Here is a 25225-nt window from a genome sequence, read left to right on the forward strand (position 1 = left end):
CCCGCACGTCCACAGTTTGTGGTCGCCCGCCTTTCTTGCTGCGGCGGGGCTTCGGAAGAATCATTTCGATCATCTCCCACTGAAGGTCAGTCAGGTCACTTGGGTACGCTTTTCGAATCGCCTCGGAAACCGTGCACTCCTTTGCGTTGATGAACCGCAAAGTGTGAACAAAACCAGACTTTCAAAAAACCTCAGTTTCCGGATAGCCTCTCAGCCATTGACCGGATGAGAGAGTTCAATCGAGTGCACAGGAAAGAGCAACTTGCTCTAATTGGGAAAGCGTTGCTCTAACTCTCTGCATTGGTCGCAATCAAGAAATCGGGTCGCTTGTCCTTTCAGCAGGAGGAAGAGCTTCGCGGTCTCTTCAAGTTCTTCAGTTGCTGCGACCGCGGCGTCAAGCGATTTCCCTGAGACGACTGGTCCGTGATTGGCGAGCAGTACGGATCGTGCGTGCTTTGATTGAACCTCAACAGCTTCCGCGAGCGTTTCGTCACCGGGCGGAAAGTACCGAATGAGCGGAAGCGTTCCGACTCTCATCACGTAATAGGCAGTGATCGGCGGGAGAACATTGCTCGGGTCGACGTCAGCGAGACACGACACTGCGACGGAATACGTGGAATGGAGATGCACAATCGCCAGTTCATTCGGACGCGAACGGTACATCGACAAATGAAGAAATGCTTCTTTCGAGGGCTTATCGCCTGAGCGGAGATTTCCATCGGGCCCGAGCCTGGAAATTCGATCGGGATCGATTCGTCCCATGCAGGTATTCGTGGGCGTGATCAAGATTTCGTCCCCGAGCTTCGCACTGATATTGCCCGAAGTGCCGAAGGTCAATCCCCGGTCGAAGATCGACTTTCCTTGAAGGGCAATCTGTTCACGCAGTTCGCGTTCGTTCATGGCAGCATCTCCAGTGCTTCACGAAAGAAGTGCTCGCTCCCGAAGTTTCCGGATTTCAGAGCCAGTGCCAGAGGCGGATCGCTGTCTGATGTCGTCCACGGAACGCCGGGACAAATTGCGGGACCAATTTGGAGTTGAGAAATTCCGAGTTGTCGGACGACCGCTCCGGACGTTTCTCCGCCTGCCAGAATCAGGCGACGAACTCCATGCTCGTTGACCATTCGTTCCGCGAAACTGGCGTGAAATCGCTCGATGCTCTCAGCAACGCCTTCTGCTCCTAATTCTTGCTGGAGTCGCTGAACGGTTTCCGGAGGCGATGAAGAATAAACGAGGAGTGGAATCGACGGGTCGTGTGCTTGCGACCATTCCAGGACTTCTTCGAGCAGACGCTCGCTGTTGTTCATCAGCTTCCGCACATCAATTTGAAACGCGGGCGCGAACTCCTTCATGTTTGCCACCTGGCGGTTTGTCATGGTTGAGCAACTGCCTGCCAGGACAAGGCTTCGCCCAGTGATCTCGGGAGGAACTGCAGTCCGTTCATGACTGGTGACAGCTCCTGTTTCTCGATACGTCTCGCCAAGGTAGCGCCCAAGCCCGGACCCACCGGTGATGAGCGGAGCATCTGCGACGACCTGTGCCAGTCTTTGCAGATGCTGTTCATCACAACTGTCCGTAATGACAAGTGGAATTCCTTCTTGCTCGAGCCTCTTTAACTCTTCGCGAATCTGATCCGTTCCGGCTTCGATCGTTTGGTAGTCGATCAGACCAACAGACCGAGTCGACTGCTGCTGCAAAACTCGAATCAAATTCGAATCAGTCATGGGATTGAGCGGATGATTCTCCATTCCCGACTCATTCAAGAGCTTCTGATAGACAAAGAGGTGCCCTTGGTAAACGGTCCTTCCATTCGCTGGAAATGCGGGACAGAAGATGGCCTGCGAGACGTTCAGTTCGTCCATCAACGCTTCCGCGACCGGACCGATATTCCCCTGAGGCGTTGAATCGAACGTCGAACAGTACTTGAAGTAGAACCGACCGATCCCAGCTTCTCGCATGGCGTTCAGACTCGCCACCGATTCTTCAATCGCATCCGCGATCGGAATCGATCTTGTCTTCAGAGCGACGACAACAGCATCGGCAGAGACTTCGCGAAGTGCCTCTTGCGACGGCACGCCCAAGAACTGAGTGACTTGCAATCCGCCCTGGACAAGATTTGTCGCAAGATCGGTCGCTCCGGTCACATCATCAGCGATACAACCCAAAACGGGACTACGTTCTGAATTGGCATGAGCGTCTGTCATCTGCAAAGCTTCCACGTTCTCGTGTTGCGATCTTTTCAATCACTGCGAGAACCGTAGCGTGACGTCTTCACAAATGATTGAGCCGAGACGTTAAAGATTAACAAATGAATTGCACTCCGCCGAGTCATGTCACCGATGAATCAACCCGGAGTTCAAGGGCCTTGATTATTTCGATCTTGATGTGCGTTTCCAAAGGATATTCCCGCGCATTCGAACTGGATAACCTTGCTTTTGACGTTGAAGTTCTCGCTTCAGAACAAAGCGACGATGAATATTCGATCCCATGCCCGTCGCGGGACGCGATTGAAGAGTGTTCGTTGGTCGGCGTGTGAAGATTGCTGCTTCGACTGTCGTTGATTGAAACCGACTCAACACAGCAACGAGACAAAAAAGTTTTGAGAGGGACCAAACGGTTCTTGAATTCAACAACTGTTCACGATCTGCATCCATTTCAATGCTCCCCACAAATGAAGATTTCCGATGAGTGATAAGCCTTTCGACTCACTCTCTTCAGCGCGTTATTGGACCGATTGTGACACCTCAGGCACTGGCAATCGAAAAATTTTGCGGGTTTGAATGATGACCGGATCGGTCGTTCCATTTGGGAAACGTGAGAACTATTCCACTTTGGAAAAGAGAACGACGTGCTGTCGCGGCAGTCGGCGGAATGTTCCAACCCACTGCAAACCGTGAGCGGGGACGAGAGCCTCCGTTTTCACTTGAGCTTCCGACATTTTGTGGACCTCTTTGATCGGCACATAAGGATCTTCCTTGCGGTATTCCACAAACGCAACTCGTCCTCCCGGCTTGAGGGCACTGGAGATGTTTTGAAGCATTTCGAACGGGAAATCGAATTCGTGGTACACGTCGACCATCACAATTAAATCGACGGTTCCGCTTTCCAGGCGGGGAGACTTCGTCGTTCCAAGAACCGGGACCACATTGTCAATGTCCAGGAACTTGCACTTCGCCTGCAGCGCATCGAGCATCTCTTGTTGAATGTCGACAGCAAGAACGGTCCCGGTCGGTCCGACCGCTTCTGAAAGAAGAACACTGATCACCCCTGAGCCAGCCCCGATATCGGCAACTGTCATCCCGGATTCGATGTCCAAACCTTCGATCAGTTTCGAGAGTCGTTCTTCCTCTTCGCGTTCCGGTCGTTCCAGCCAGCGAATTCCCTGGTGCCCCATCACGCGCGCGATCTCTCGCCCGAGATAGAACTTCCCAATCCCGTTTGGATCATGATTCTGATTATAGGTATAGCGCAACTCTTTGAGGGGCGCCGAATAGGGCTCGTCCTGAGCATGCACCTGCAACGCAGACACCGCCAAAATGAAAACGAACGAACTGAGCCAGAAGGTCAGGCTGCGCATTATTGGTCTCTCTCAGAAAATGGGGACGCTCGGACTGTGGGAGTGAGAGTCATTCAAAGTGGAACATGCAAAGTGGAACAGGCATGATGATCACTCCTCGACAAACAATTCAATGACACGGCCGTCAATTCGAATTTGCAGCCCGAGTGGTTGAGACGCCTGCCGCAGTAATTCCTCGGCGGAAACCTGTTCGACATTCACTGAGACTTTCTGGTTCAGATCGACACCACATTCCCGGAGGTGATCTTCGTCAAACTGAAACTCCAATCCCTGCTGTTCAAGGAGTTGCACCAAAGAACGAAACGGTTTCCGCACCATCTGCAACGTGAAACGCTGATTCTCAATCGAATCGCTTTGAAGCTGAGAAGGTGGGCGGACTCTGGGCGGTCGCTCACCGAGCATCACCGCGACCTGTTCATGTGATTCGACAGTTCCCAAAACCCGGAGAGAATCGCCCGCGACTTCGACGTTTATGTCTGGCTGACTCTCTTTCAACAGCGCCATCGCTTCGGCCAGTGATCCGGTGCGATGATGATGATCTTCCCAGACTCCGAGTTCTTCCAGTTCCGGAACGATCTCAATCTCCGAATCCGTTCCCCAGCGAAAGGTGAGGTCGAACTGCGAGAGGAGAATGACAAGCTGGTCGATCAGGTCTCCGTCGCTGATGGATCCGGATCTCCACAGATCGTGTGGTATGGCTTCCGGATTGGTAACCGTAAAGCGGTATTTCGAGGCGACTTGCTGAATCAACTCGCGAGGCCTGGTGAAGTCGTCCCATGTCAGTGTTGATTCTCTCAGCGTTTGAAGCTTCTGAAGCGGCGAACCATCGGACTCTCTGAATTCGGCATCGAGGATGGCGATTCGCGTTCGCAGCTTTCGAATCGCTCCCGGAGGGCCGACGAGAATCGTGTCCGCAACAACGGTCACCTCAGCTCCGATTTCCGCTGCGATCTTTCGAATTCCGTCGTCGAAGTAGTCTTCCCTCAGCGTCGCTGAAACCGGACGATGAGGATCGATTCGTCGGTCGATCAAAATAGAAATGTCGCGTTCGCTGGCAAGTTGATTCAAAAAAGGTTGAATCTCTCGCTTGCGGGCACTGCTGGAAAGAAGGGGATGGTCCAGAACCTCCTGAAATGCCGCATCGGTTCGCAGCCGGCGGTTTGTGCGATCCGCAGCTTGACCGATGGAAATGGATGCGATGAGAAGCAGAATCAAGCCATAGCCGACCTGTTTCCTGCATTCGCAACTTGGAAAGGGGCGGAGAAGACGATAAATTGCGCGCACGATGCCGAAGCCTGAAATTCTGGAAAACTGAACGATCCATTGGAGGATGCCGATTTGGTCCCGGGACTTCAATCGCATTTTACGGAAATTGGAATGTTGCGGACTGGGAATGACTGAAGAAACCTCCAAAGAAACTGCCGCTCCCCCCTGTCGGATGGTGGTCCTTTCGGGACCGAGTGGCAGCGGCAAAACAACGATCGTCGAACGGATTCTCAAGGATTCTCCTGTTCCGATTCAGATGGCAGTCTCTGCGACGACGCGCCCCAAACGGGTGGGCGAAATCGACGGAAAACATTACCATTTCATGACTTCCGATGAATTCGAATCTCATCGCGTGGCTGACGACTTCGTGGAGTGTGCAGAAGTTCATCGAAGCGGTTTCTGGTACGGGACGCTCAAAAGCGAGTTGGCCCGCATCCAAGAGTCGGGCAGTTGGGTCTTGCTGGAAATTGATGTCGAAGGGGCGCTGAAGTTGATGGATCTGTACCCCGATGCCGTCTCGATCTTTTTGCAGACTCCGTCCGTGGACGAGTACGAAAGAAGGCTCCGCAACCGGGGGACAGAATTAGACGAAGTCATCCAACGGCGGTTGCGGACTGCGAAAGAGGAGCTAAAATCGTCCGACAGGTACCGGTATCGAGTAATCAATGATGATCTGGATCGAGCAGTGGGAGAAATCTGCACGCTCTTGAAGGATACGGAGAAGAACTTTCATGCATGATGAACTGAAGGAAGATGCGATCGCAAAGAAGGTCGGCGGGCGCTTCAAGCTGTCCACGCTGATCCAGAAGCGTCTCGTTCAGTTGAATCGAGGCGCCCCGCCTCTGGTTGACTGCCCGGGTAAGCCAACCATGGGGACAGTGATCGAAGAGATCATGACGGATAAAATCTACCTCGACATCTCGGACAATGTCGTCATCGTTCCCGACGACGCCCCCGACCTCGAAAAAATGCTGATGGACGAATCGCCTGACGTCGAGGAATAGCTTTCGACCTCAGACCCTCTGAGAAGACAGAACAACACCAAGCCTGATTCCCATGTGAGTGGAATCAGGCTTGTCTTCGTTTCGGCGGCCGAGTCCACACCGTTCGACTTAAGTCACTGCCGTTTCTAGCAGGTGCGATCACTGAGTCTGTTGAAGAGGGTTGTGGACACAGCCCATGAAGAGGATCAACCCGTTGTCTGCGCGGATCACGTAGACAAAGGGGCGGTCAGCGTTGAAGGTCACCTTTTCCGGAGCGAAACCAAAGCCACCAGCCCCTTTCCCGATGGTGACAGCGGCCGCGACAGTGCCTTCTTCATCGACTTCGATCGAAGCTGTCTGTTGAATCTCGCTCAAATAAATCAATTCATCGTCATCGCGGCGACGGATTTTAAAGTCTGCACGTTCCATTTCGAAAGCAGACTTCACTCCCAATAACTGGAGGGGTGCTTTCATGTCTTGCTGATGCAGAATCTGAAAGCGAGGCAATTGGAGTTCAACGAGTGTCTGCCCCAACTGCGGTTCCGCCTCATTCGCCGGAACCTGAAAGAATCCCTGCTGACCTGCAGGACGAGGTTCGGGTTCAGGAGCTTCATCCAGCAGTCGCATTGACGTTGCAAGTTCGTCGGCCGACAGCGTCGTAATCAGATTTTGCAGACCGTCAATTTCGTGCGGCAGGAACACAAACATGGAGGCGGAAAAATTCTTGTACGGCAATTGAACTGCGGAAAAGGTCTTTTGTTTCATCCATGGGAACGTTGACGTCTGCGTCATCATCGGTGTCGAAACTGTCTGCTCCGAAGTGACATGAAAGTCTCGATCTCCTGTAATGTTTCGATCGAAGCCGTGCTCCCACTTCGCGTCCATGAAAACAGCATTGACGACAACGAATCGTGTTTGGTGATCAAGTGAGCCCGGTGAAATGATCTGACCAACTCGACCAGCGGTCCGCCGGTTCGCCCAGGAATTGATTAGTTGGACAGCGACCCCGGAAGCACGTCGAAAGTCGACTGTCGAGAACTCACAGCTGATCGACTCTCGAACACTCTTCACGAAGCGCGGATCCCAGCGATATCTCGACTGGAGCCAGATGGCATTGAGGTTCACCCAGGTGGCTGAGCGAGACCGATTGTCTTCCGAAAACGACAAAGCTGCTTCCGCCGCCGAGAGAAGAGGAGCTTTCTCGTCATACTTGAGGGCACGGACAATTTCTTGCTGTGTCTCCCCTTTCGAACCTTCAGCGAGAATCGCGAGCGTGACCGTCAAACCGAGAGGAGAAAAGCAAATGTTCTCCTCAGTAGATTTTGCGATCTCCTCAAAAATGTCATACGCGAATTTGTTTTCCGCTTCGACAAAGGCTTGAGCGAGATCGTCCTGAGCGGCTATCGCTCCCGTGAACTGCAGCCCGATCGCATTCGCCACAACGAACGCGAACACCATCTTGATTTTGCGCCCCATTTCCTTCCCCGCTCATTCCGAAAACCATCGTCACAGTTTGAGACCACTCTAATAAACGCGACTCTCCTCGTTTTCACAACTCCAGACGGAAATTTACTTCGAGACGCACGCGAACGGGACTCTCCGAACTCGTGATGATTGCATCGGGAATCGAAAATGCGTTTAATCGAGAGGTCGGTTCCTTAAATTCAGTGGAATTCCTATGTCGAACTCTTTGAACGCGCTCCTGTTCGCTTCCGTCAGCCTGCTGACTTGTGCTCCGTCGGCACTCTTGAAAGCCGACGATGACATTGTGGAGTTCCAGGAAGTTGTGCTTGATCCGGAGATTGGCAAAGTCTGCTATGCGGTGACGTTGGCGGACGTCGACAACGATGGACTACAGGACATCGTGGCTGTGACAGAACGTCGGGTGTTGTGGTTTCAGGCTCCCGACTGGACACCGCGAGTGATCATTGCGGATCAGACGCCGCTCGATAATGTCTGCATCGCTCCGCATGACATCGACGGCGATGGGCTGGTCGACTTTGCTCTGGGAGCTGGCTGGACGAAGATTGGAACGATCCACTGGCTGACGCGGGGAGACTCTCTTGATGAACCGTGGAAGGTGCATTTGATCGGGGAAGAACGTTGGACTCATCGCATGCGCTGGGCGGATGTTCTTGGAACCGGATCACCGCAACTGGTCGTTTCTCCGCTCAACGCAACTGTCGGCAATGGGGTTCGATTGACCGCGTTTGAAGTCCCGGACAATCCAGTAGAAGGCGGATGGTCAGCGACGGTTCTCGATCAGGAACTCAATCGGATGCACAACCACTGGCATGTCGATGTCAACGATGATGATTCCATCGACACACTCACAGCTTCGCAAGAGGGTGTCTATCTCATCGAACGAACTCCGGAAGGTTGGGCGAAGACTCAAATCGGCGACGGGATCGATGGAGTGAAACCGTTTGATCGCGGAGCCGGTGAAGTGAAACTGGGGCGGCTTGCTTCAGGTGTTGATGTGATTGCCACCGTCGAACCGATGCATGGCCATTCGCTGGTCGTCTACACAGAACCGAAAGGCGATCAGAAGCTGTGGACTCGAACCGTGATCGACGCGGGGTTCCAGCGCGGACATGCTCTATGGATGGCTGACCTCGATGGAGATGGAAACGATGAGATCGTTTTCGGTCACAGCGACACTCCAGAGACTTTCGGAGTCATCGTCTATAAAGCTCGCAATGCCTGGGGAACGAACTGGTCCAAGCACGTTGTCGATGCAGGAGGCATGGCCTGTGAAGACTTGATCGTCGAGGACCTGACAGGCGATGGATTTCCCGACATCGTGGCGGGAGGTCGCGCGACGCACAATTTGAAGTTGTATATCAACCGTGGCCCGTAAGTCGCATTCGAACTTTGATTGTAGATGGACTTGTGCGGCTTGGTTCGCGAGATTTGAATTAGACTTTCTCGCAAAAGCCAATCGATTTGTTGAACTTGTCGAACAGTTGAAGCGGGTGCGTTGGAAAGTTCAAACTGCTCTAGCTCCGCCATGACTCCAATACTTTTGTGATCTTCGCAAGACCGCGTTCGCGAGCGTGGTCCAATGCTGTCTTACCTTGGGCGTCGATCAGGCTCGGGTCGGCCCCCGCTTGAAGGAGAAGTTGGGTGACTTCGTCGCAGTCGTCTCGCTGAGTGGCGTTCATGATGAGTGGGGTCACACCAAAGAAATCCGAGTCCTCTTTGATATTTCGACTGTTCACATTGGCCCCGGCTGCGAGGAGTCGACGGACCGACTCCGGTGCATGCTCGCTGGCCCAGTGGAGAGGTTTCCCTCCGTAGCAATTAATTTCATCCGCTTCGATATCCGCTCCGGCTGCGATCAGCTTCTGAACGATTTCGCCGTGGTTGTTGTGGGCTGGCCAGTGGAGGGGCGTGTCTCCGATCCAACCTCTCTGAAAGACACTGAGCGGATCTTTCTTGAGATGCAGATCGACGATTTCCGTCCAACCTTCGCGGGCAGCAAGATTCAGCGCAACTCCGGTTCCATTGGTTCCCTCCGCAAGATGGGGAATCTCTTTGAGAAAATAGTCCACGACATCCTGGTGCTTCTTCCAGACGGCTTGAATCACAGGCGGATACGAATTCATTGGATTCGTATAGACTTCTGCACCCTGCTCAACGAGAAGCCGACAGACATCCAGCTTGCCTTCACTGGCTGCGTATTGGAGGGTCGTCCAGTGGAAGAGATTGGCGTCGGCGTGACGGACAAAAACAACGGCCGGATCGGCTGCGATGAGTGATCGGAGGACATCCAGATCGCCAGCATCGATGAGTTCGAAGACCAGTTGAGTGTTTGTCATCAGATCGCCCGCTACGAGTCACGAGGGGTATTCGTTGACTGTAAATCCATCTTCCAGCTTTCACAACGCTGGACAGATGGAAAGGTTGCAGCGGTGAAGCGACTCGATCGACCCTGCGTTTTCTTGTGATGGATTCGCGCAGCGTGAATTACATCGTCTCGCAAGGGCAAGCTCTGTCATTGAACTTGTCGAATCGCATAAGCGAGGGCTTTGCTCAGAACAGTATTGCTTAGAACAACTGGCTCTAATCGGCAATCAGATAGGCGCGAAGTGACTCATTCACGCGATTGGCTCGTTTGTGAAAGACTTCCGGGGATGAAGGCTTTCCGACCGGTTCGGTGAACGTCTTGAGGCGAAGTCGACGTGTTCCCTGCTTTTGTTCATGAGCGGGGATGTCGTGAATCTCCACACGGACTCGCACCGGTTGTTTGTCGTCTTCCTTGCCCCATTTGCGAAAGAGTGTTGGAGCGCCGACCTGCAGTGAGATTTCTTCTTCTTTGACCGAGAGAATCTTGGCATGGATGTCTTCGACGTACCCCTTGAGCTTCATCGGCAACATTCCTCTCGCCACGCATGCGACGATCTCAGCCTGATGGATGAAGGCATCTTCACCGGCTTCATTCTTCTTCTGAGACTCAGCCCACTGTTCGGTGACTCGGTAGCAAGTTCGGTTTCGTCCCGAGTTCTTCGCATCGTAGAGCGCTTGATCGGCACGCTTGGTGACAGATTCGGAGGTGTCACCCGGTTCCACTTGAGCCACTCCGAACGAGGCTGTGACCCGGAGGTCATCCCGTCCTGCGATCTCTGCACTTGAGATCGACCGTCGCAGTCGCTCCGAACGTTCAATGGCCACTTCGAGCGGAGTTTCCGGACACAGAATCACGAACTCTTCTCCTCCGTAGCGACCAACTTGCTCGCCGGAATAGAGCTCATCCTGAATGAGTCGAGCCACGTCGATCAACACACGATCGCCGACAGCATGCGACAGCCGGTCGTTAATCGCTTTGAAGTGATCGAGGTCCACGAAGACGACTGAGTAAGGGATCTGCGGATCTTTTTCCCACTTCTGAAAGGCTTGTGTCAGACGTTGTTCCAATTCCCCACGATTGAACGCGCCTGTAAGTGCGTCTCGTGTGGCGGCCATTTGAAGTTTTCGGAACTGTCCTCGATGTCGCTTCGATTCATTTCCATCGCAGATGAGTTCCATCACTGCACGCACAGATCCGGAATCATTCGTGACGGGCAACGTTTGAACATCGAAGCTCTGCGAGTTCCCGTCGACATCCTTGAGATTGAGTCGATGGCAAACTGGAATGGACTCTTCGAGGCATCGGTCAACGGGGTCCGGTTTTGCTTTGGTCGACGAGACGATCGAACGGTGCCAGGTTTGGCCAATCAGCTCTCCGGGAGAGTAGCCGAACATTTTGACCGCTCCCATGTTCCACATGACGATCCGCTGTTCACGATCAATCATATAGAAGGCGTCGTACAGACTTTCGAGAGTGTGCAGATACTGAAAGACGTGGCAGAATCGGGTGGCGGCCATTTTCGCGTTGTGATCCGCCGGAGCATTTGCAGCGATGGACGCGTTCTCCGCATCTGTGTCGGAAAGAACCGATGCTCGTTCACTATGCAGCCAACGTTCCAGTGCCGCGACGACGTTCCGATCGAATCCTTTTCCGGCCTGTTCTTCAAGTGTTCGAAGAGCCTTGTTGGTATCGAACGCCGGTCGATAAGGTTGAATGGACGTCAATGATTCGTAGGCGTCAGCGACAGCGAGAATTCGCGCTCCGAGACTCGCGGGCTTGTCCTGCGTGGACGTTCCGTCGACATTCACTCCGTGTGATTGAGCCACAATATCAACAACGTCCGTGTTGACCTGGCAACACTGAAGTATTTCGACGGCGACGCGATTGAAACCGGCAATGTATTCGTACTCATCCGGACTGAGCTTTCCTGGCTTGCCGAGAATATGATCCGGCACTCCCAGCTTGCCGATGTCATGCAGCAGCGCGGCAATCTCAATCAGTCGAAGCTGCATGTCTTCCCAACCGAGACGCGATCCGATCCCGACGGCCAACAACCCAACGCGGCGTGAATGCTTCAAGACGCGCACATCCCGAAAATGAATCGCGGCCAGCAGCCGTCGAAGAACATGAATCGAGATAATATCGTCAAGCTCATTCGGGGGAGTCGGAAGTTCGCTTGCTTTGGAAAGCTGCAGCACAGATTCTAGGAGCAAGGAGGAATTCATCGGGTGATTCCCGATTGCGGAGAGCTGTGCTGTTGAGGGGGTGGTCAGCGTGGACATTGGTGAACCGACTTCAAGCCAGGATCGAATAGGACGTTTCGCCGATCGAAACCGTGTACGAAAACCTATGCCACGCATTGGGCTGGTCAACTTGCTTGAATCTTTATTCCGGGCAGGACCGTGGAGTTTGTGACGGTCGTGAGAGATGGCAATCTCTGTGTCAAAGGTGACCGGTCTCAACAACGAGCAATAAGCCGCAAAATCGGAACTTCTGATGGAACTGGGGACATTTCGTGGAATATTCGTCCGTCTCCATGAATCCTAACAGGTATGAACGAATCGAATTACGCACTGCTTGCCGATGTGGTGGCTGTGTTCCATCTGGCCTATGCCGCCACGATTGTCGTCGGTCTCGTACTAATCCTGTACGGTGGCATCGCGGGTTGGCGGTGGGTGAGAAATCGATGGTTTCGGATCATCCACTTGCTGATGATTCTCATCGTCGTGGCCGAAGCTTGGGCGGGTGTCACCTGTCCATTGACCACACTTGAAGAATCCCTGAGAGCCAAAGCGAGCCAGCCGTTTGATGGAGACGGATTCCTGGCGGGATTCGTTCACCAACTGCTTTTCTTCGATGCTCCATGGTGGGTGTTCACCATGTGTTACACAGCTTGCGGGTTGTTGATTCTCGTCTCGCTGAGTTTCGTTCCGCCTGACTGGTCACGCTCTGAAAGAACAAACCGCGTCACGAATTAATTCGGAGCGAGGAACCGATTCTTGAGAGTCAAAGCGAGCAGAAGTTCCGTTGGTCTTCTCACTCGGATGCGATCAACGAGTAGCAATCGAGGAACAATCTACTTGATCACTCTTTCGATCTGGTCAACGCTCAACACGACTTCAGCCTGGACATAACGATCAGGTTCTGACTTGAATCGTTTTCGATTGTCATCCGAGCTGAAGAGATAGAGCTGCTCGTCATAGAAAGCCCCGAAGCGAGTATCACCGGGAACAGCACGGTCGGTTTCCCAGGCAATCACCGGATCACAACCGAGAAACTGAGGTGTGTAGCGATCCGGAGTGAGGCGAAAATCGTCCCGTTCCTGTTCGCTGGCCATGTGGAAAACCTGCCCTTTGAATTCGACTTGCCACCGCGAGTTTCCCTTCTCCCATCGTCGCGTCTTCCACAACGTCACTGGGCAATAGCCGTCAAGCATTACGGATTGCTGGCCGGCCGGTCGGATGGTTGACTCGGATTGATCGGCGGCGATTTCCGGAGAAGTACTCGGCTTGGGTTGCCGTTGAGCGAGAAGATCCGAGTAGCGCGTATTGGCTCGCATCATCAGGGCGACGTACTCACTGGTACTCTTAAACCCTGTTGTTCTCAGAAGTTGTGTTCCGTTGGGCTCAAGAAAGAGATCCATCGGAAACTGATGAACTCCAAAACGACGCGCCAATTCTGGCCTCTGATTGACGTCGATTTTCACTCCCACAACCGACGATCCGAGCTTCTCGCGAACCTGTTGCGTGGGAAAAACTTCGCGCTCCATGAGTTGGCATGGACCACACCACTCTGCCCCGAAGTGACAAAGGATCGGACGGTTGGTCTCCATGGCGACTTTGCGGGCTGCGTTGAGATCGCTGTACCACAGCGTTTGTGCAGACGCCGCCTGTGCGAAGTGCAGAGTGACTACGGTCAGTGCAAAAAGACGAGCGGACGGTAAGTGCATAGCAACCTCGCATAGTTGGAGACGACGTCACCGAAGAAACAGATGCGTTCAGAGGCAAGCGCTCCAGCTTTCCTATCGGTCATTGCTGATCGTGTGATGCAATCGAAATCGGATGGTCATCGATCTTCGAAACACCGTTGAATGGGTCGTCCGGTTAGGAAACCTTCGAAGACTTGAACGGTCCTGTTGGCCAGCGAGTCCGAGAGAAGAGTTCCGGCGAGAACACCGTCGAAGTGTCGATGAATACGCTTAAGTCAACTGCGAAACAGGCGAGCCCTATACGTTAAGCGGGATGCAACCCATCGAGACCGGTCTCCAAATTCTCAATCAGCAGACGTCATGAACGCCATCACTGTTCATCATGAAGATCAAGATTCGTTGCAAAGAGCGTCGACCGTGCAACCGATCGATCAGCTCTTTCTCGCGATGATCGCCATGTTGATCGCGGTCGGTGTGCTGTTTGTCGACAGTTCGAGCATGACCTCGGTGAGCCGTCCGGAGGAATCGATTCAGCTGTCGAAACATCTGATCTTTCTTGGAATCGGATTGGTCGCTGGGTTCGTTGCTTCCATCATTCCTGAACGCTTGTGGATCATGCTGGCCCCCGTGATCTACTTGGCAACGCTTGCCTTGTTGATCCTCGTCCTTGTCCCTTCGTTCGGCCATCGCGTAAACGGAGCACAGCGTTGGATTCGACTCGGTTCGTGGAGTCTTCAACCCTCGGAGATCGCCAAGTTGTCGGTTCCGATGATGGTCTGCGCGTACCGCTTGCGATATCGGGATCGATTGAGTTCGCCGAAGTTTGTCGACTTCGTCTCGATTGCACTCATTGGAGGGCTCCCGGTCTCTTTCATCCTCCTCGAACCGGACCTCGGGACATCATTATTCATCTGCAGCGGAATCGTGTTGGTTCTGTTTTTGACGGGTTGGCCGAAGTGGCACTTCCTCGTGGCTGGCTTGCTGTGTGTTCCGATGATCGTCGGACTGATCGTTCTTCACCCTTATCAACTTGCCCGCATCAACGGTTTCATTCAGACGTGGACAAATCCCGCCGAAGCCCCCTATCAGGTTCGACAGTCTCTGACATCACTGGGAGTCGGTGGACTTTCGGGAACGGGATTGGGAAGAGGTTGGCAGAAACTGAGTTTTCTTCCCGAAGCAGATACGGACTTTGTTTTCGCAGCTGTCGGCGAAGAACTGGGACTGCTCGGAACTCTCGGCGTCGTCCTGCTGTGGTGTGGTCTCTATTTGACCGGTCAGCGCATGCTTGCCCGATCACCAGCGTGCAGTTTTCGAGTTGTGACCGGAACAACGATCCTCACACTTTTAATTTTTCAGGCAGCGATTAACGTGGCGGTTGTCACAGCGATGGTTCCCCCCAAAGGGATTTCTCACCCCTTTCTAAGTTACGGTGGGAGTAATCTGGTCATGAGCCTGTTCAGCCTGGGAGTCTTCTGGAGTCTGACGAAAGTCGATCGAACCGCTGAAGATCAGCATCCAACTGTTCAGGAACGACACGATTTCGAAGAAAGCATCGACGAGAGTCCTTCCGATTTCATCGACGCAGCTGCCGAGTTTTGATCAACTCATCTCCTCGAACGGAATGTCCAGTCTCGCGAATTCGAATGAGTGGTCATGGGAAATTCACATCGTTATGTGTTCTGCGGAGGAGGAAGCGGGGGACATCTGTATCCCGGGATTTCTGTGGCACAAGAGATCAAAACGAGAGAACCGGGGAGTCAGTTCCTCTTTTTGACGACCGGACGAGACATTGAACGACGAATTCTTGACGACTCTCACCTCGAACAGTTTCTGGTTGACTCGGTCACAAGTTCTGCACTCTTCAGGAAACCACTGACTGGCATTCCCTCATTGATCGGAGCAGTTCAAACCATCCGGACTCGAATGCGTGAATTGGCTCCGGATGTGGTGATCGGTCTCGGAGGATTTGGGAGCGTCCCCGGAATTCTGGCAGCTAAGAGCCTTCGAATTCCAGTTGTCATTCTCGAACAAAACGTGATTGCTGGCAGAGCGAATTCGCTGTTGGGGCAATTGTCTCGTGTGATCTGCACGAGCTTTCCACATTCCCGCGAGATGAAGCTGCCAAAAGCTCGGTGTGAATGGACGGGGAATCCTATTCGAAAAGAAATACTTCAAGCTGTCAGTGACGCGAACGACTCGAACCCGCGTCGTCACTTGCTCGTCCTCGGGGGAAGTCAGGGAGCCCACAAAATCAACCGAGCGTTTCGGGACTTCTGTTCTCGGCATGAAGACCTCTTGTCCAACTGGAGCGTGACACATCAAACAGGCAAGAGTGATCAGCAGGAGTTCGATGAGTTCTACAATACAATGCCCTTAAACGTCACTTGTTCGGACTTCATTGACGAGATGGACCAGGAACTCAGCCATTCGTCGCTCGTGATCACCCGCGCTGGCGCAACCACGTTAGCGGAACTGGCGGCGATCGGACGTCCGGCGGTGGTCATTCCCGACCCGAAGTCAATTCGAAACCATCAACACTTGAACGCCGTGTACTATGCACAGCGTGGCGGGGTTGCACTGGTGGAAGAAGATCAAGGCGGTGAAGAGTTCTCGTCAAGGTTTCATCAGGTGCTGGGATCACTACTTAGTGACTCAGACAAGTTGGAAGAAATGGCCCGACAGCAACGCGAGTCAGGACGACCGGACGCGACACAGCGCGTGGCCGATGTCATTCTAAGCCAAAGATAAAAAGCGTCCGATTGCATTCGCTGAAATCACATTCCTCCGCCCGCTTTGATCATCGGCTTTCAACGTCTGCTTCGGTCAATCGATCGGCCTGGCCAACCACGATACAGGCCCAATACGACACAAGCGCGAACGGGTGATCTTCCCGGGTCGAATTGCAACAGCGAATTGTCCTGTGTAATTTCTGTTTCTGATGTGTCTTGCAGCGAGACATACGTACCGAAGAACGGACGAAGGAACTCCAGGATGGCAGGTCAACAAAAAGAAACCGGACGGTCTCATTGGAAATCTCGCTTTGGGTTTGTGCTGGCAGCTGCGGGGTCTGCTGTTGGACTGGGAAACATCTGGAAGTTCCCGTACATCACCGGCGAGAACGGAGGAGGACTGTTCGTTCTGATTTATCTGGTGTGCATCCTGCTCGTTGGACTTCCAATCATGATTGCAGAAATCATGATCGGTCGCGCAGCCCAGAAACAACCTGTCGGAGCTTTCGAGGAACTCAACGGAGGTAAGACTATCTGGTCAGCGGCGGGGTGGATGGGAGTCCTGGCCGGGTTCATCATCTTGTCGTTCTATGTCGTCGTCGCTGGCTGGTCGATGGATTACACGTTGAAGTCGATCGTCAACTTTACCCAGCCGATTGAAAAAGAAGCTGCGGCTGAAACGGATCTCTTCATCGCGACAGCGGATATGGAGTCGATGCAGAATTATCTCATCGACAAGCGACTCGCGGATCAGGCCCGCATGGGAGAGTCATTGCTGGAACGCGAAATCTCGAAACGGCAAATGGACGCCTTTGCCCGCTTTCAAGCTGCTGTCTCAGCCGCTGAAGATCCGGAGGAAGCACGCCGTCGTCTGCTGACCGATGAAGAACTTCAACAAACCGTCACCCACGTTGAAGCAATTCAGCAACAGATGCAGGAGCTCAGAAAAGGAATTGAAGAACAAGTCCGGGCGGACGTAACAGGCATCTCTGACGAAACGCTTTTCCGGCAAGTCAGAATGGAGAAGCGTCGAGAACTCGTTCTCGCGAAAGTCGGTGTGACCTTCGGGAATCTGTATACGAATGGCTGGCAATCCTTGATGTGGGCTTTTCTGTTTATGGCATTGACGGTGGGAGTCGTCGCCGGCGGAGTTTCTGCGGGGATCGAACGGGCCTGTCAGATTCTGATGCCCACCTTGTTTGCACTGATCTGCACGATGGTTCTTTATGGCGCGTTTCAGTCTGGCTTTCCGGCAGCAGTGAGCTTTGTCTTCAGCCCGGACCCAAGCCGACTCAAACCGAGTGGAGTTCTTGAAGCATTGGGGCACGCGTTTTTCACGCTCTCATTGGGGATGGGAGCGATGATGACCTACGGATCTTATCAAAGTGCCAAGACCGGGCTCTTTCAGGAAGCTTTGATGATCACCTTCCTGGACACACTCATCGCCCTTCTGGCCTGTTTGATGATTTTCCCCATCACCTTCTCGTACGGGCAGGAACCGACAGCTGGCCCCGGGTTAGTGTTCATGAGTATGCCGCTTGCGTTCGCCGAAATCGGAACCGGCGGAATGCTGCTTTCGATTCTGTTCTTCGGACTGCTCTTCTTCGCTGCTCTGACCTCTGCGTTGTCTCTGCTCGAAGTCTGTGCGTCGTACTTAATCGATCAGAAAGACTGGTCGCGTCCGCAGGCCGCACTGGCGACAGGGGTGATTACGCTTTTGGTCGCTGTGCCGAGTGCATTTGATGGAGACCCCGACACGCTCCTGGGGACGTGGCACGCCGACTACGGCAAAGGATTCTTCGACACCGTCGACCATCTTGCTTCGAACTGGATGTTGCCGCTGGGCGGATTGCTGATTGCCGTCTACGCAGGGTGGGTCATGCCCCGCAAACTTCAAGAAGCCGAAGTGAAAGACATTCCGAGTTGGATGTTCCAAGGCTGGCTTTTCGTAATCCGAATCGTTGCTCCGGCACTGGTCGTGGTCGTTCTACTCCAGAAAGTCGGCATCTTTGACGTGGATGAACTCGTCCGTCGATTGTAAGTCTCATCGGACCGACGAAAGCCGAAGACTGCCCATTGCTGAACAAAACACAGCGAATTCCTTGCCAAACCGCATGGATTGGGCGTCATTTGTTAAACTCGTGAAACATTCTTCACTTTGAGCCCTGATTGCGGGAGAAAGCCTTCTCAATTGCCAAGGATCATTTTTTCTTGGTCGTCGATCGAGCATGCTTTGTTTACAATCAGTCGAGACGGATCGGAAGTCCTGCCATTATATTGCTGGGCGGCGCATGAGGGTCGACCTGCAACCATTCTAAAAATTCGGAGATAAACGAGATGCTGAGAACTGCACTTTGTGTCTGCGCCGTACTGGCGTCTTCAGTGACGACAGTCCAGGCTCAAGGCTGGGGAACCATCGAAGGTCAGTTTATTCTGGAAGGAGACGTGCCTGAAGTTGCTCCGCTCGTAGCGAAAGGCGACGCAAGCGCGAAAGATGCGGCCGTCTGTGCTGCCAACGCGGTCCCGAACGATGCAATGGCTTTCAATTCCGAGAACAAGGGAATTGCCAACATCGTCGTCTTCATGAGACGCGCTTCCTCGATCCATCCTGACCTGAAAGAAAGCACAGAAAAGAACGTTGAGTTCGATCAGAAAGGGTGTCGATTCCTGCCGCACGCGATGGTCGTCCGAACAGATCAGACCATCACCTGCAAATCAAGCGACGGCGTTGCACACAACGTCCACTCGTCACCGTTCGCAAACTCACCAGCCAACTTCATCGTTCAACCCAACGATCAGAAGGGTGTTGAGGTCAAAGTTCCACTGGCTGAATCTCTGCCTGTGCAGGTCGTCTGCGACATTCATCCCTGGATGAAAGCGTGGTGGATTGTCCTTGATCATCCATACGCAGCTGTCACAGATGAAAATGGAAAGTTCACCATTGAGAACCTTCCGGAAGGCGAAAACGAATTCCGCGTCTGGCACGAAAACGCCGGATACATCAACCGAAAATGGGTCGTGAACGTCAAAGCTGGCGAAGTCACAAAAGTCGAAACAGTGGAAGTCCCACTGAGTTCATTCGAAGAGTAAATCTTCGTCACTCGTGACAAAAAACATTCAATCACCCGCTTGATGCCAAGTCATCGAGCGGGTGATTTTCGTTTGTACTCTCCCGAAGAACTCTTCGCTGCGACGTTTGATGCTCTGAAAATCGTCGACGGGAAAGTTTCCATCGGCAAGCGATCCTGTTCTTCGAACGAATCCATGACACGACGTCAAGAAGTTCTTCATGCGACTAGGAAGTCGACGCTTGATCGGACTTCGGTGAGTCCCTCTCCGCCGGAATTGGACGTCCGTGCGGATCATTTTCCGGGGCGTTGGTCTCGTGGTTCAGCCGCTCTCGCAGGTCCTTGTCGGTGAAGTGCTCCAGTCGCTCCGCTTTCTGATGGAGACGATCGGCATCGATCCCCACATGTGAGACCAGATACTCTTCCCAAAGCCGATGCGAGCGAACAAGGCTCTCAGCTCTCAGCCGTCCCTCATCAGTCAATTTATATTCGCCTTGATCCACAACAAGCTGCGAGCGTGACACGAGACGATTGAGGACGACCTTCATTGAGACAAAGTCTGCGAGCAGTTCTCTTCGAAGCGTTTCGAAATCGTGACCAATCGGGAGTTTCCGCTCTTCGATCCGATACAGGAACGCGACGACATCTTCTTCCAGAATCTGCCAAGCGAGCAATCGCTGTCTGACAAAGCGAATGAGCACTCCGCTCTTCGGACTGAAAACAATCGACAGAAAGAGAATTCCCCCGGCGCTCACCGCCATCATTCCCGCTGTCGTTGTGCTCTCGAAACCAAACCATGATGGCACAATGATCGCCGAAAGATGGCCGGTCACAGCGGAGATTGCCGCAAGAACCACGCTGACGAAAATCATCGGCAGCAGCCGGTCTGTCAGCATATAAGCTGCGGAAGCGGGCACAACGAGCATCGCAACGACCAGAATATTTCCGACACTTTCGAAGCTGGCCACAGCTGTGACCGCCACGAGAATCATCAGAAGATAGTGAATCAATCGCGAACTGAACCCAACGGTCGTTGCCAACCCTGAATCGAAAGAACTGATCTTCAGCTCCTTCCAGAACAATCCCACAAACAACAGATTGATCACTGTCACCACCGAGAGTGTGACCACAGCTCGGGGAATCAGGAAACCGCGGATGTCGACCAGATCAAGCGGAGTCATCTCGATCGCGCCATACAACACACATCCCGGATCAAGATCCACATGGTCGGCGGCGCGGACAATCATGATCAATCCCAAGGCAAACAGGGATGTAAAGACCACCCCCATCGACGCCCCTTCATCGACCTTGCCTGCACCCCGAATCCACTCGGTGAAGAACGCCGTGAGCACACCCGCGAGGACAGCTCCGACAAACATCGGCCAGCTGTTGCGGCTTTCCGTCAGAAAAAATGACGCTGCCAATCCCGGGAGCACCGCATGACTGATCGCATCCCCGAGCATGCTCATTCGTCGCAAGACGAGAAAGTTCCCGAGCAGAGCCGATGCCACCGCACACAAAACTCCAGCTGCGACAATCCAGCCATCGAGAGCCCAACTCCAGTTTTCGAAGATGCTCATCAGTCCTCCACTCCTGCTTTGACTGATGAATCCGTCAACTCATGCGGACTGGCTGGAACGTCCTGCCCAGCTCGGTCGAGAAGAAGTTCCAACTCGGCAATCATGTCGGGATCCAGAACATGTTCGATCATGTCTGCTTCGCGATCGACTCGACTGGGAGCGATCTCTGCATGTGTGATCAGATAAAGTTCCCAGAGGCGGTGTTGTCGGGTCAGACGACTTGCTTCCGCGATGCCCGGAGCTTTCAAAGTGACGTATTGATCTTCGAATGAAACAAGGCCGGCATTCTGTTCTCTGCGAATTGATCCGCGAAGCCGTCTCTCTGACCACGATCTCTTTTTCATCAACTCATTGAACGAAACACCTTTGCCCACTTCCCCTTGCCCGGATTCAAGTTTTTCGTAGACAGCCCGCAACAAATGCTCGCGGTCGATACGACGATTCAGGCGGACTCTTCTCAGTCCTCGAATCAAGAGTCCATGTTTTGAACCGAAGATCAAGCTGATTGCGAAGAACGCGGTACAGATCAAGACGATCATCGCCCCGGATGGCAAACGGGAAAAGACTGCGCTGAACTCCGCTCCCAGCATTCCACTGACCATGCCAAGCCCGGCAGAAATCCAGGCCATATTCGACATCTCATCCGACCAGAATCGAGCAGCCGCTGCGGGGATGACGAGAAGTGCGATCATCAAAACCAGCCCGACGGCTTGAAGGCCGACGATTGTCACCACGACAACGGTCATCATCAGAAGGATGTCCAGAAACATGACCGGAAAGCCGCGAGAGCCTGCAAATTTCTCATCGAAGCAAAGCAGCTTCAGCTCTTTGAAAAAAACAAGGCAGAGACCAATGCTTCCGAAAGCCGCCATCGTGATCGTTTTAGCATCCGCCACATTCATTGACGCAGTCTTGCCGTAAATGAAGGCTTCCAATCCAGCTGAGTGGCCTCCCGAAACTTGCTGCACAATCCCGAGCAATGCGACGCCCGCCCCGAAGAAGACGGAAAGCACAGCTCCCAATGCAGCATCATCTTTCAGTTGAGTTGTCTTTCGAATCCAGAGGATGGTCAACATCCCCAGGATCCCGGACACAGTTGCTCCCAAGAGAAGAACCGAGAGAGACTTCCCGTCATATCCCATTTTCGTTGCCAGAAGGAAAGCGATACAAATGCCCGGCAAAGTGGCATGACTGAGGGCATCCCCCATCAGTGCCCGTCTTCGAAGCAGCGTGAAACTCCCGACGATGCCAGCTGCGCATCCCAGAAGGGTCGTTCCGAAAACGACGACGCGCGTGTTGTAGTCCTGCAACAAAACGACGCGCCGCACCTGCTCCCACGTCGGCCAACTGATCGACTGATTGGCTAACGAATTCCCGGTTGAAGGGACTTCGTCACTGGCGTCGAGCGACACGCATCCGGCCATCCAGGTTGTTGCCATGAAGATGAGTGCGATTTGCCGAAAGCGAATCATAGAGAACGCTCCCGTCGACGCATTGCTTCGGAAACTTCCTCCAACAACGTCAGTCTTCCACCATACGTCTTTTGAAGATTGTCATTTGTAAACACATCCTCAACCGGGCCGTGGGCCACAACTCGCATGTTTAAGAGAACAACGTAATCAAAATATTCAGGAACTGTTTGAAGATCGTGATGAATCACGACAGCCGTTTTCCCACTCTCTTTCATCTCCCCCAGAATGTCGATAATGGCACGCTCTGTGGCTGCGTCGACTGCCGCAAACGGTTCGTCCATCAGATAGAGATCAGCATCCTGCACAAGTGCCCGAGCGAGGAAAACACGCTGTTGTTGTCCCCCGGAGAGTTGGCTGATTTGTCGCTTTGCGAAATCGGCGATCCCGACACGATCGAGTGCGTCCATCGCTGCCTGACGATGTTTCCTTCTCACAGGAAGACACCAGCCGATTTCTCCATACAGCCCCATCGTCACAACATCCAACGCATCGACGGGAAAGTCCCAGTCGACGCTTTCACGTTGAGGCACATATCCGACGCGGCGGCGATTCTCCCGATAGGTCTTTCCGTAGACAAGCACTTTTCCCGAAGCCCGAGGAGTCAAATCCATCACCGCCTTGAGGAGTGTGCTTTTCCCTGCTCCATTCGGCCCGACAACACCGATCAACGATCCTGCTGGAAGTTCGAACCCCACATCCCAGATGACCGGCTTGCGATGATAGGCCACTGTCAAATCTGAAACTGCGAGTGGAATCTCCTCTTTCATTTTCGGACCTGATCCTCTGCTTCACTCTATGGATGAATAACCACTGAAATTTTATTGACCACCGGATTTCCGCCAACTGATCGACCAGCCAACTACTCGCCTGAACCTTGCTGATTCTGAAACCCACCTTCCGGGACTGTTCCTCCCAGAGCTTCAGTAACGGTGGTGATGTTGTGGTCAAGCATGCCGATATACGTTCCTTCATAGCTTCCATCCGGCCCCATTGCATCGGAGTAAAGCTCCCCTCCGATCTCAACTGAGTGGCCTTTGGACTGTGCCCCTTCAACAAGAGCCATGATGTTCTTTCGAGAAACACTGCTTTCGACGAAGACAGCCTTCACTTTACGGTCAACAATGAGATCGACCAACTCATTGATACGCTGTAACCCCGCTTCCGATTCGGTCGACAATCCTTGAACTCCCACAACCTCCAGCGAATAGGCACGACCAAAATAATTGAAAGCATCGTGTGACGTAATCAGAATTCGACTCGACTCCGGAATTGTCGCGATCGACTTCTGCCCGTATTCGTGGAGCTTCTCCAACTGAGTTCGGTATTCAGCGGCTCGAATCTGAAACTCTGAAGCAAGCTGCGGAGCGTGATCGGACAATGCGTTTTCCACAACGTCAATGCATTTCGACCACGCCGCCACATCCATCCAGACATGCGGATCGAGATGTCCTTGAGCGCCATCCGGCTCCACCAGCTGCTCTTCGGGAATCAATTCCGTCACCGCGTAGACGGGCTTCGACCTCGCAATTTTGACGAAGACATCTGCCATCTTCCCTTCCAGCATGAGACCGGAATAGAAGACAAGATCGGCCTGCATGATTTTTTGAACGTCATCACGAGTCGCTTTGTAAAGGTGCGGATCAACTCCGGACCCCATGATCTGTTTGACGTTCACTCGATCACCACCAACATGGCGAACAAGGTCCGCAACCATGCCCGTTGTGGCAACAACGTCGATCCGTCCGCCCTCATCGGTAGAAGTGCGATCTCCCGAACCACTACTGGAAGTGGTACTCGCTCCGCACCCGGACAAAAAACAGACCGCGAGAATCAACCACAGCTGACTCTTTCGACGATGCCGCTGGAATCCAGAACGAATGATCTGACGACGCTCCATTAGGTGTCTCGATTTCCTGATGAATGAAGAACAACTTGTATCACATGCTACAATAGGTGCGTCGTAAAAGTCGAGGTCTTCGCCGAAATCCACTCAATTTGATGCGAGATGCCAGTGTTTCTGGCGTCTGCTCTTCGGAACAGGCAGTCGAACATTCACCGGACCGTGCTAAGATCTCTCAACAACCCGACTCACGAACATTTTTCCAAACGCTGTTCTCGAGTCAAAACACTCAAGTCGACGAAGTGACAACCGCGTGTCTTCTGACAAACTCCGAGCCATGAAAAAGCGAATCATCATCGGTTTGAGCGGCGCTTCCGCAGTCATCTACGGAATTCGAACCCTTGAACATCTTCGAGCCCTTCCCGAGATTGAGACCCATCTGATTCTCTCTCAGGGAGCGCGAGTGACCATTCCCATCGAAACACGCTACACCTGCCAGGAGGTCGAGCAGCTGGCAGACGTTGCCTACCGAGAGGACAACATGGCAGCTGCGGTTTCTTCGGGATCATTCCGAACGGACGGCATGATGGTCATTCCGTGCAGCATGAAAAGTTTGTCCGGAATCGCAAATTCCTATGCCGACAACCTGCTCGTTCGCGCAGCTGACGTTTGCCTGAAAGAGAAACGGAAGCTGATACTTGCTGTCCGCGAGACGCCGCTGCACAAAGGGCATCTTGAATTGATGTTGAAAGCCGCCGACCTGGGGGCACTCATTCTTCCCCCCACGCCGGCGTTCTATCACCACCCTGAATCGATCGAAGACATTCTCGATCAAACGATCGGGAAAGCCCTGGACTATTTCGAAATCGAACACTCCCTCTTTAAGCGGTGGGGAGAAAAATCCGAGGGTCGCAGCAGTTCAGACTAAAGCA

The 25225-nt window shown here is 53.2% G+C and carries 21 protein-coding genes; 9 read left to right on the forward strand and 12 right to left on the reverse strand.

Translation table 11 applies throughout. The annotated features are described in order from the left end of the window. Positions 1-267 precede the first annotated feature (267 nt). The 4 genes from otnC to KOR42_RS12090 form a co-directional block, all read right to left on the reverse strand. Positions 268-900: a 3-oxo-tetronate 4-phosphate decarboxylase gene (otnC, locus tag KOR42_RS12075; protein ID WP_146510086.1), complete on the reverse strand. Its 633-nt coding sequence runs from the start codon at positions 898-900 to the stop codon at positions 268-270. Beyond that, positions 897-2201: a 3-oxo-tetronate kinase gene (gene otnK / locus KOR42_RS12080; RefSeq protein WP_146510087.1), complete on the reverse strand. Its 1305-nt coding sequence runs from the start codon at positions 2199-2201 to the stop codon at positions 897-899. The genes otnC and otnK overlap by 4 nt, the downstream gene beginning before the upstream one ends. A gap of 617 nt (positions 2202-2818) precedes the next feature. Further along, positions 2819-3574 (reverse strand): class I SAM-dependent methyltransferase, encoded by a 756-nt coding sequence (locus tag KOR42_RS12085; protein WP_146510088.1) that lies wholly within the window; start codon positions 3572-3574, stop codon positions 2819-2821. A 90-nt stretch (positions 3575-3664) separates the two neighbouring features. After that, positions 3665-4858, reverse strand: a complete 1194-nt coding sequence (locus KOR42_RS12090) for an STN domain-containing protein (RefSeq protein ID WP_231740887.1) — start codon at positions 4856-4858, stop codon at positions 3665-3667. Positions 4859-4967: 109 nt separating this feature from the next. On the opposite strand from KOR42_RS12090, the gene gmk reads away from it, so the two are divergent. Next, a complete protein-coding gene (gene gmk, locus KOR42_RS12095) occupies positions 4968-5579 on the forward strand; it encodes a guanylate kinase (RefSeq protein WP_146510090.1) in 612 nt (203 codons plus the stop codon). After that, positions 5572-5844 carry a DNA-directed RNA polymerase subunit omega gene (locus KOR42_RS12100; RefSeq protein ID WP_146510091.1) on the forward strand — a complete coding sequence of 91 codons (273 nt, stop codon included), beginning with the start codon at positions 5572-5574 and terminating at the stop codon, positions 5842-5844. Before gmk ends, KOR42_RS12100 begins: the two co-directional genes overlap by 8 nt. Positions 5845-5982: 138 nt before the next feature. Here KOR42_RS12100 and KOR42_RS12105 read toward each other — a convergent pair whose 3' ends face one another. Further along, positions 5983-7299, reverse strand: a complete 1317-nt coding sequence (locus tag KOR42_RS12105) for a serpin family protein (RefSeq protein ID WP_146510092.1) — start codon at positions 7297-7299, stop codon at positions 5983-5985. A gap of 202 nt (positions 7300-7501) precedes the next feature. Between KOR42_RS12105 and KOR42_RS12110 the strand changes: the two genes are divergently transcribed. Further along, positions 7502-8683, forward strand: coding sequence for an FG-GAP repeat domain-containing protein (locus KOR42_RS12110; RefSeq protein ID WP_146510093.1), 1182 nt, complete (start codon positions 7502-7504; stop codon positions 8681-8683). 139 nt (positions 8684-8822) lie between these two features. Here the strand turns inward: KOR42_RS12110 and KOR42_RS12115 are convergent, their stop codons facing one another. Together KOR42_RS12115 and KOR42_RS12120 are read right to left on the reverse strand one after the other, a co-directional pair. Beyond that, on the reverse strand, positions 8823-9644 hold the full coding sequence (locus tag KOR42_RS12115) for an ankyrin repeat domain-containing protein (RefSeq protein WP_146510094.1): 822 nt from the start codon (positions 9642-9644) through the stop codon (positions 8823-8825). Positions 9645-9888: 244 nt separating this feature from the next. Then, positions 9889-11898, reverse strand: coding sequence for a sensor domain-containing diguanylate cyclase/phosphohydrolase (locus KOR42_RS12120; protein ID WP_231740888.1), 2010 nt, complete (start codon positions 11896-11898; stop codon positions 9889-9891). 327 nt (positions 11899-12225) lie between these two features. Here KOR42_RS12120 and KOR42_RS12125 point away from each other — a divergent pair, with 327 nt between their 5' ends. Further along, positions 12226-12651 (forward strand): DUF2784 domain-containing protein, encoded by a 426-nt coding sequence (locus tag KOR42_RS12125; protein ID WP_146510096.1) that lies wholly within the window; start codon positions 12226-12228, stop codon positions 12649-12651. Positions 12652-12749: 98 nt separating this feature from the next. Here KOR42_RS12125 and KOR42_RS12130 read toward each other — a convergent pair whose 3' ends face one another. Beyond that, positions 12750-13622 carry a thioredoxin family protein gene (locus KOR42_RS12130; RefSeq protein ID WP_146510097.1) on the reverse strand — a complete coding sequence of 291 codons (873 nt, stop codon included), beginning with the start codon at positions 13620-13622 and terminating at the stop codon, positions 12750-12752. Between the two features lie 396 nt (positions 13623-14018). On the opposite strand from KOR42_RS12130, the gene KOR42_RS12135 reads away from it, so the two are divergent. From KOR42_RS12135 to KOR42_RS12150, 4 genes are all read left to right on the forward strand, one after another. After that, the gene (locus KOR42_RS12135) at positions 14019-15203 is read left to right on the forward strand and encodes an FtsW/RodA/SpoVE family cell cycle protein (RefSeq protein WP_231740889.1); all 1185 of its coding nucleotides are present in this window, start codon (positions 14019-14021) and stop codon (positions 15201-15203) included. A gap of 54 nt (positions 15204-15257) precedes the next feature. Continuing rightward, the gene (locus tag KOR42_RS12140; protein ID WP_146510099.1) at positions 15258-16352 is read left to right on the forward strand and encodes a UDP-N-acetylglucosamine--N-acetylmuramyl-(pentapeptide) pyrophosphoryl-undecaprenol N-acetylglucosamine transferase; all 1095 of its coding nucleotides are present in this window, start codon (positions 15258-15260) and stop codon (positions 16350-16352) included. 243 nt (positions 16353-16595) lie between these two features. Further along, positions 16596-18374 (forward strand): sodium-dependent transporter, encoded by a 1779-nt coding sequence (locus KOR42_RS26595; protein ID WP_197441111.1) that lies wholly within the window; start codon positions 16596-16598, stop codon positions 18372-18374. A 296-nt stretch (positions 18375-18670) separates the two neighbouring features. Continuing rightward, entirely contained in the window at positions 18671-19423 is a 753-nt protein-coding gene (locus tag KOR42_RS12150; protein ID WP_146510100.1) for a hypothetical protein, read from the forward strand. A gap of 205 nt (positions 19424-19628) precedes the next feature. Here the strand turns inward: KOR42_RS12150 and KOR42_RS12155 are convergent, their stop codons facing one another. From KOR42_RS12155 to KOR42_RS12170, 4 genes are all read right to left on the reverse strand, one after another. After that, the gene (locus KOR42_RS12155; protein WP_146510101.1) at positions 19629-20981 is read right to left on the reverse strand and encodes a metal ABC transporter permease; all 1353 of its coding nucleotides are present in this window, start codon (positions 20979-20981) and stop codon (positions 19629-19631) included. Continuing rightward, a complete protein-coding gene (locus tag KOR42_RS12160) occupies positions 20981-22453 on the reverse strand; it encodes a metal ABC transporter permease (protein ID WP_231740890.1) in 1473 nt (490 codons plus the stop codon). Before KOR42_RS12160 ends, KOR42_RS12155 begins: the two co-directional genes overlap by 1 nt. Beyond that, positions 22450-23220 (reverse strand): metal ABC transporter ATP-binding protein, encoded by a 771-nt coding sequence (locus KOR42_RS12165; RefSeq protein WP_146510102.1) that lies wholly within the window; start codon positions 23218-23220, stop codon positions 22450-22452. The genes KOR42_RS12160 and KOR42_RS12165 overlap by 4 nt, the downstream gene beginning before the upstream one ends. A 92-nt stretch (positions 23221-23312) precedes the next feature. Next, positions 23313-24350: a metal ABC transporter solute-binding protein, Zn/Mn family gene (locus KOR42_RS12170; RefSeq protein WP_146510103.1), complete on the reverse strand. Its 1038-nt coding sequence runs from the start codon at positions 24348-24350 to the stop codon at positions 23313-23315. A 280-nt stretch (positions 24351-24630) separates the two neighbouring features. Between KOR42_RS12170 and KOR42_RS12175 the strand changes: the two genes are divergently transcribed. Next, positions 24631-25221, forward strand: coding sequence for a UbiX family flavin prenyltransferase (locus KOR42_RS12175; RefSeq protein ID WP_146510104.1), 591 nt, complete (start codon positions 24631-24633; stop codon positions 25219-25221). Positions 25222-25225 lie beyond the last annotated feature (4 nt).

The organism is Thalassoglobus neptunius (genome assembly GCF_007859735.1).
GTDB lineage: Bacteria > Planctomycetota > Planctomycetia > Planctomycetales > Planctomycetaceae > Thalassoglobus > Thalassoglobus neptunius.

Excerpts from the sequence above, each read along its gene's own strand:
- KOR42_RS12165 (WP_146510102.1), bottom strand. The coding sequence starts at position 23,220 with ATGAAAGAGGAGATTCCACTCGCAGTTTCAGATTTGACAGTGGCCTAT.
- KOR42_RS12100 (WP_146510091.1), top strand. The coding sequence starts at position 5,572 with ATGCATGATGAACTGAAGGAAGATGCGATCGCAAAGAAGGTCGGCGGG.
- KOR42_RS12140 (WP_146510099.1), top strand. The coding sequence starts at position 15,258 with ATGGGAAATTCACATCGTTATGTGTTCTGCGGAGGAGGAAGCGGGGGA.
- KOR42_RS26595 (WP_197441111.1), top strand. The coding sequence starts at position 16,596 with ATGGCAGGTCAACAAAAAGAAACCGGACGGTCTCATTGGAAATCTCGC.
- KOR42_RS12175 (WP_146510104.1), top strand. The coding sequence starts at position 24,631 with ATGAAAAAGCGAATCATCATCGGTTTGAGCGGCGCTTCCGCAGTCATC.
- KOR42_RS12130 (WP_146510097.1), bottom strand. The coding sequence starts at position 13,622 with ATGCACTTACCGTCCGCTCGTCTTTTTGCACTGACCGTAGTCACTCTG.
- KOR42_RS12085 (WP_146510088.1), bottom strand. The coding sequence starts at position 3,574 with ATGCGCAGCCTGACCTTCTGGCTCAGTTCGTTCGTTTTCATTTTGGCG.
- KOR42_RS12150 (WP_146510100.1), top strand. The coding sequence starts at position 18,671 with ATGCTGAGAACTGCACTTTGTGTCTGCGCCGTACTGGCGTCTTCAGTG.
- KOR42_RS12115 (WP_146510094.1), bottom strand. The coding sequence starts at position 9,644 with ATGACAAACACTCAACTGGTCTTCGAACTCATCGATGCTGGCGATCTG.
- otnK (WP_146510087.1), bottom strand. The coding sequence starts at position 2,201 with ATGACAGACGCTCATGCCAATTCAGAACGTAGTCCCGTTTTGGGTTGT.
- gmk (WP_146510090.1), top strand. The coding sequence starts at position 4,968 with ATGACTGAAGAAACCTCCAAAGAAACTGCCGCTCCCCCCTGTCGGATG.
- KOR42_RS12105 (WP_146510092.1), bottom strand. The coding sequence starts at position 7,299 with ATGGGGCGCAAAATCAAGATGGTGTTCGCGTTCGTTGTGGCGAATGCG.
- KOR42_RS12155 (WP_146510101.1), bottom strand. The coding sequence starts at position 20,981 with ATGAGCATCTTCGAAAACTGGAGTTGGGCTCTCGATGGCTGGATTGTC.
- KOR42_RS12170 (WP_146510103.1), bottom strand. The coding sequence starts at position 24,350 with ATGGAGCGTCGTCAGATCATTCGTTCTGGATTCCAGCGGCATCGTCGA.
- KOR42_RS12110 (WP_146510093.1), top strand. The coding sequence starts at position 7,502 with ATGTCGAACTCTTTGAACGCGCTCCTGTTCGCTTCCGTCAGCCTGCTG.
- KOR42_RS12120 (WP_231740888.1), bottom strand. The coding sequence starts at position 11,898 with ATGAATTCCTCCTTGCTCCTAGAATCTGTGCTGCAGCTTTCCAAAGCA.
- KOR42_RS12160 (WP_231740890.1), bottom strand. The coding sequence starts at position 22,453 with ATGATTCGCTTTCGGCAAATCGCACTCATCTTCATGGCAACAACCTGG.
- otnC (WP_146510086.1), bottom strand. The coding sequence starts at position 900 with ATGAACGAACGCGAACTGCGTGAACAGATTGCCCTTCAAGGAAAGTCG.
- KOR42_RS12125 (WP_146510096.1), top strand. The coding sequence starts at position 12,226 with ATGAACGAATCGAATTACGCACTGCTTGCCGATGTGGTGGCTGTGTTC.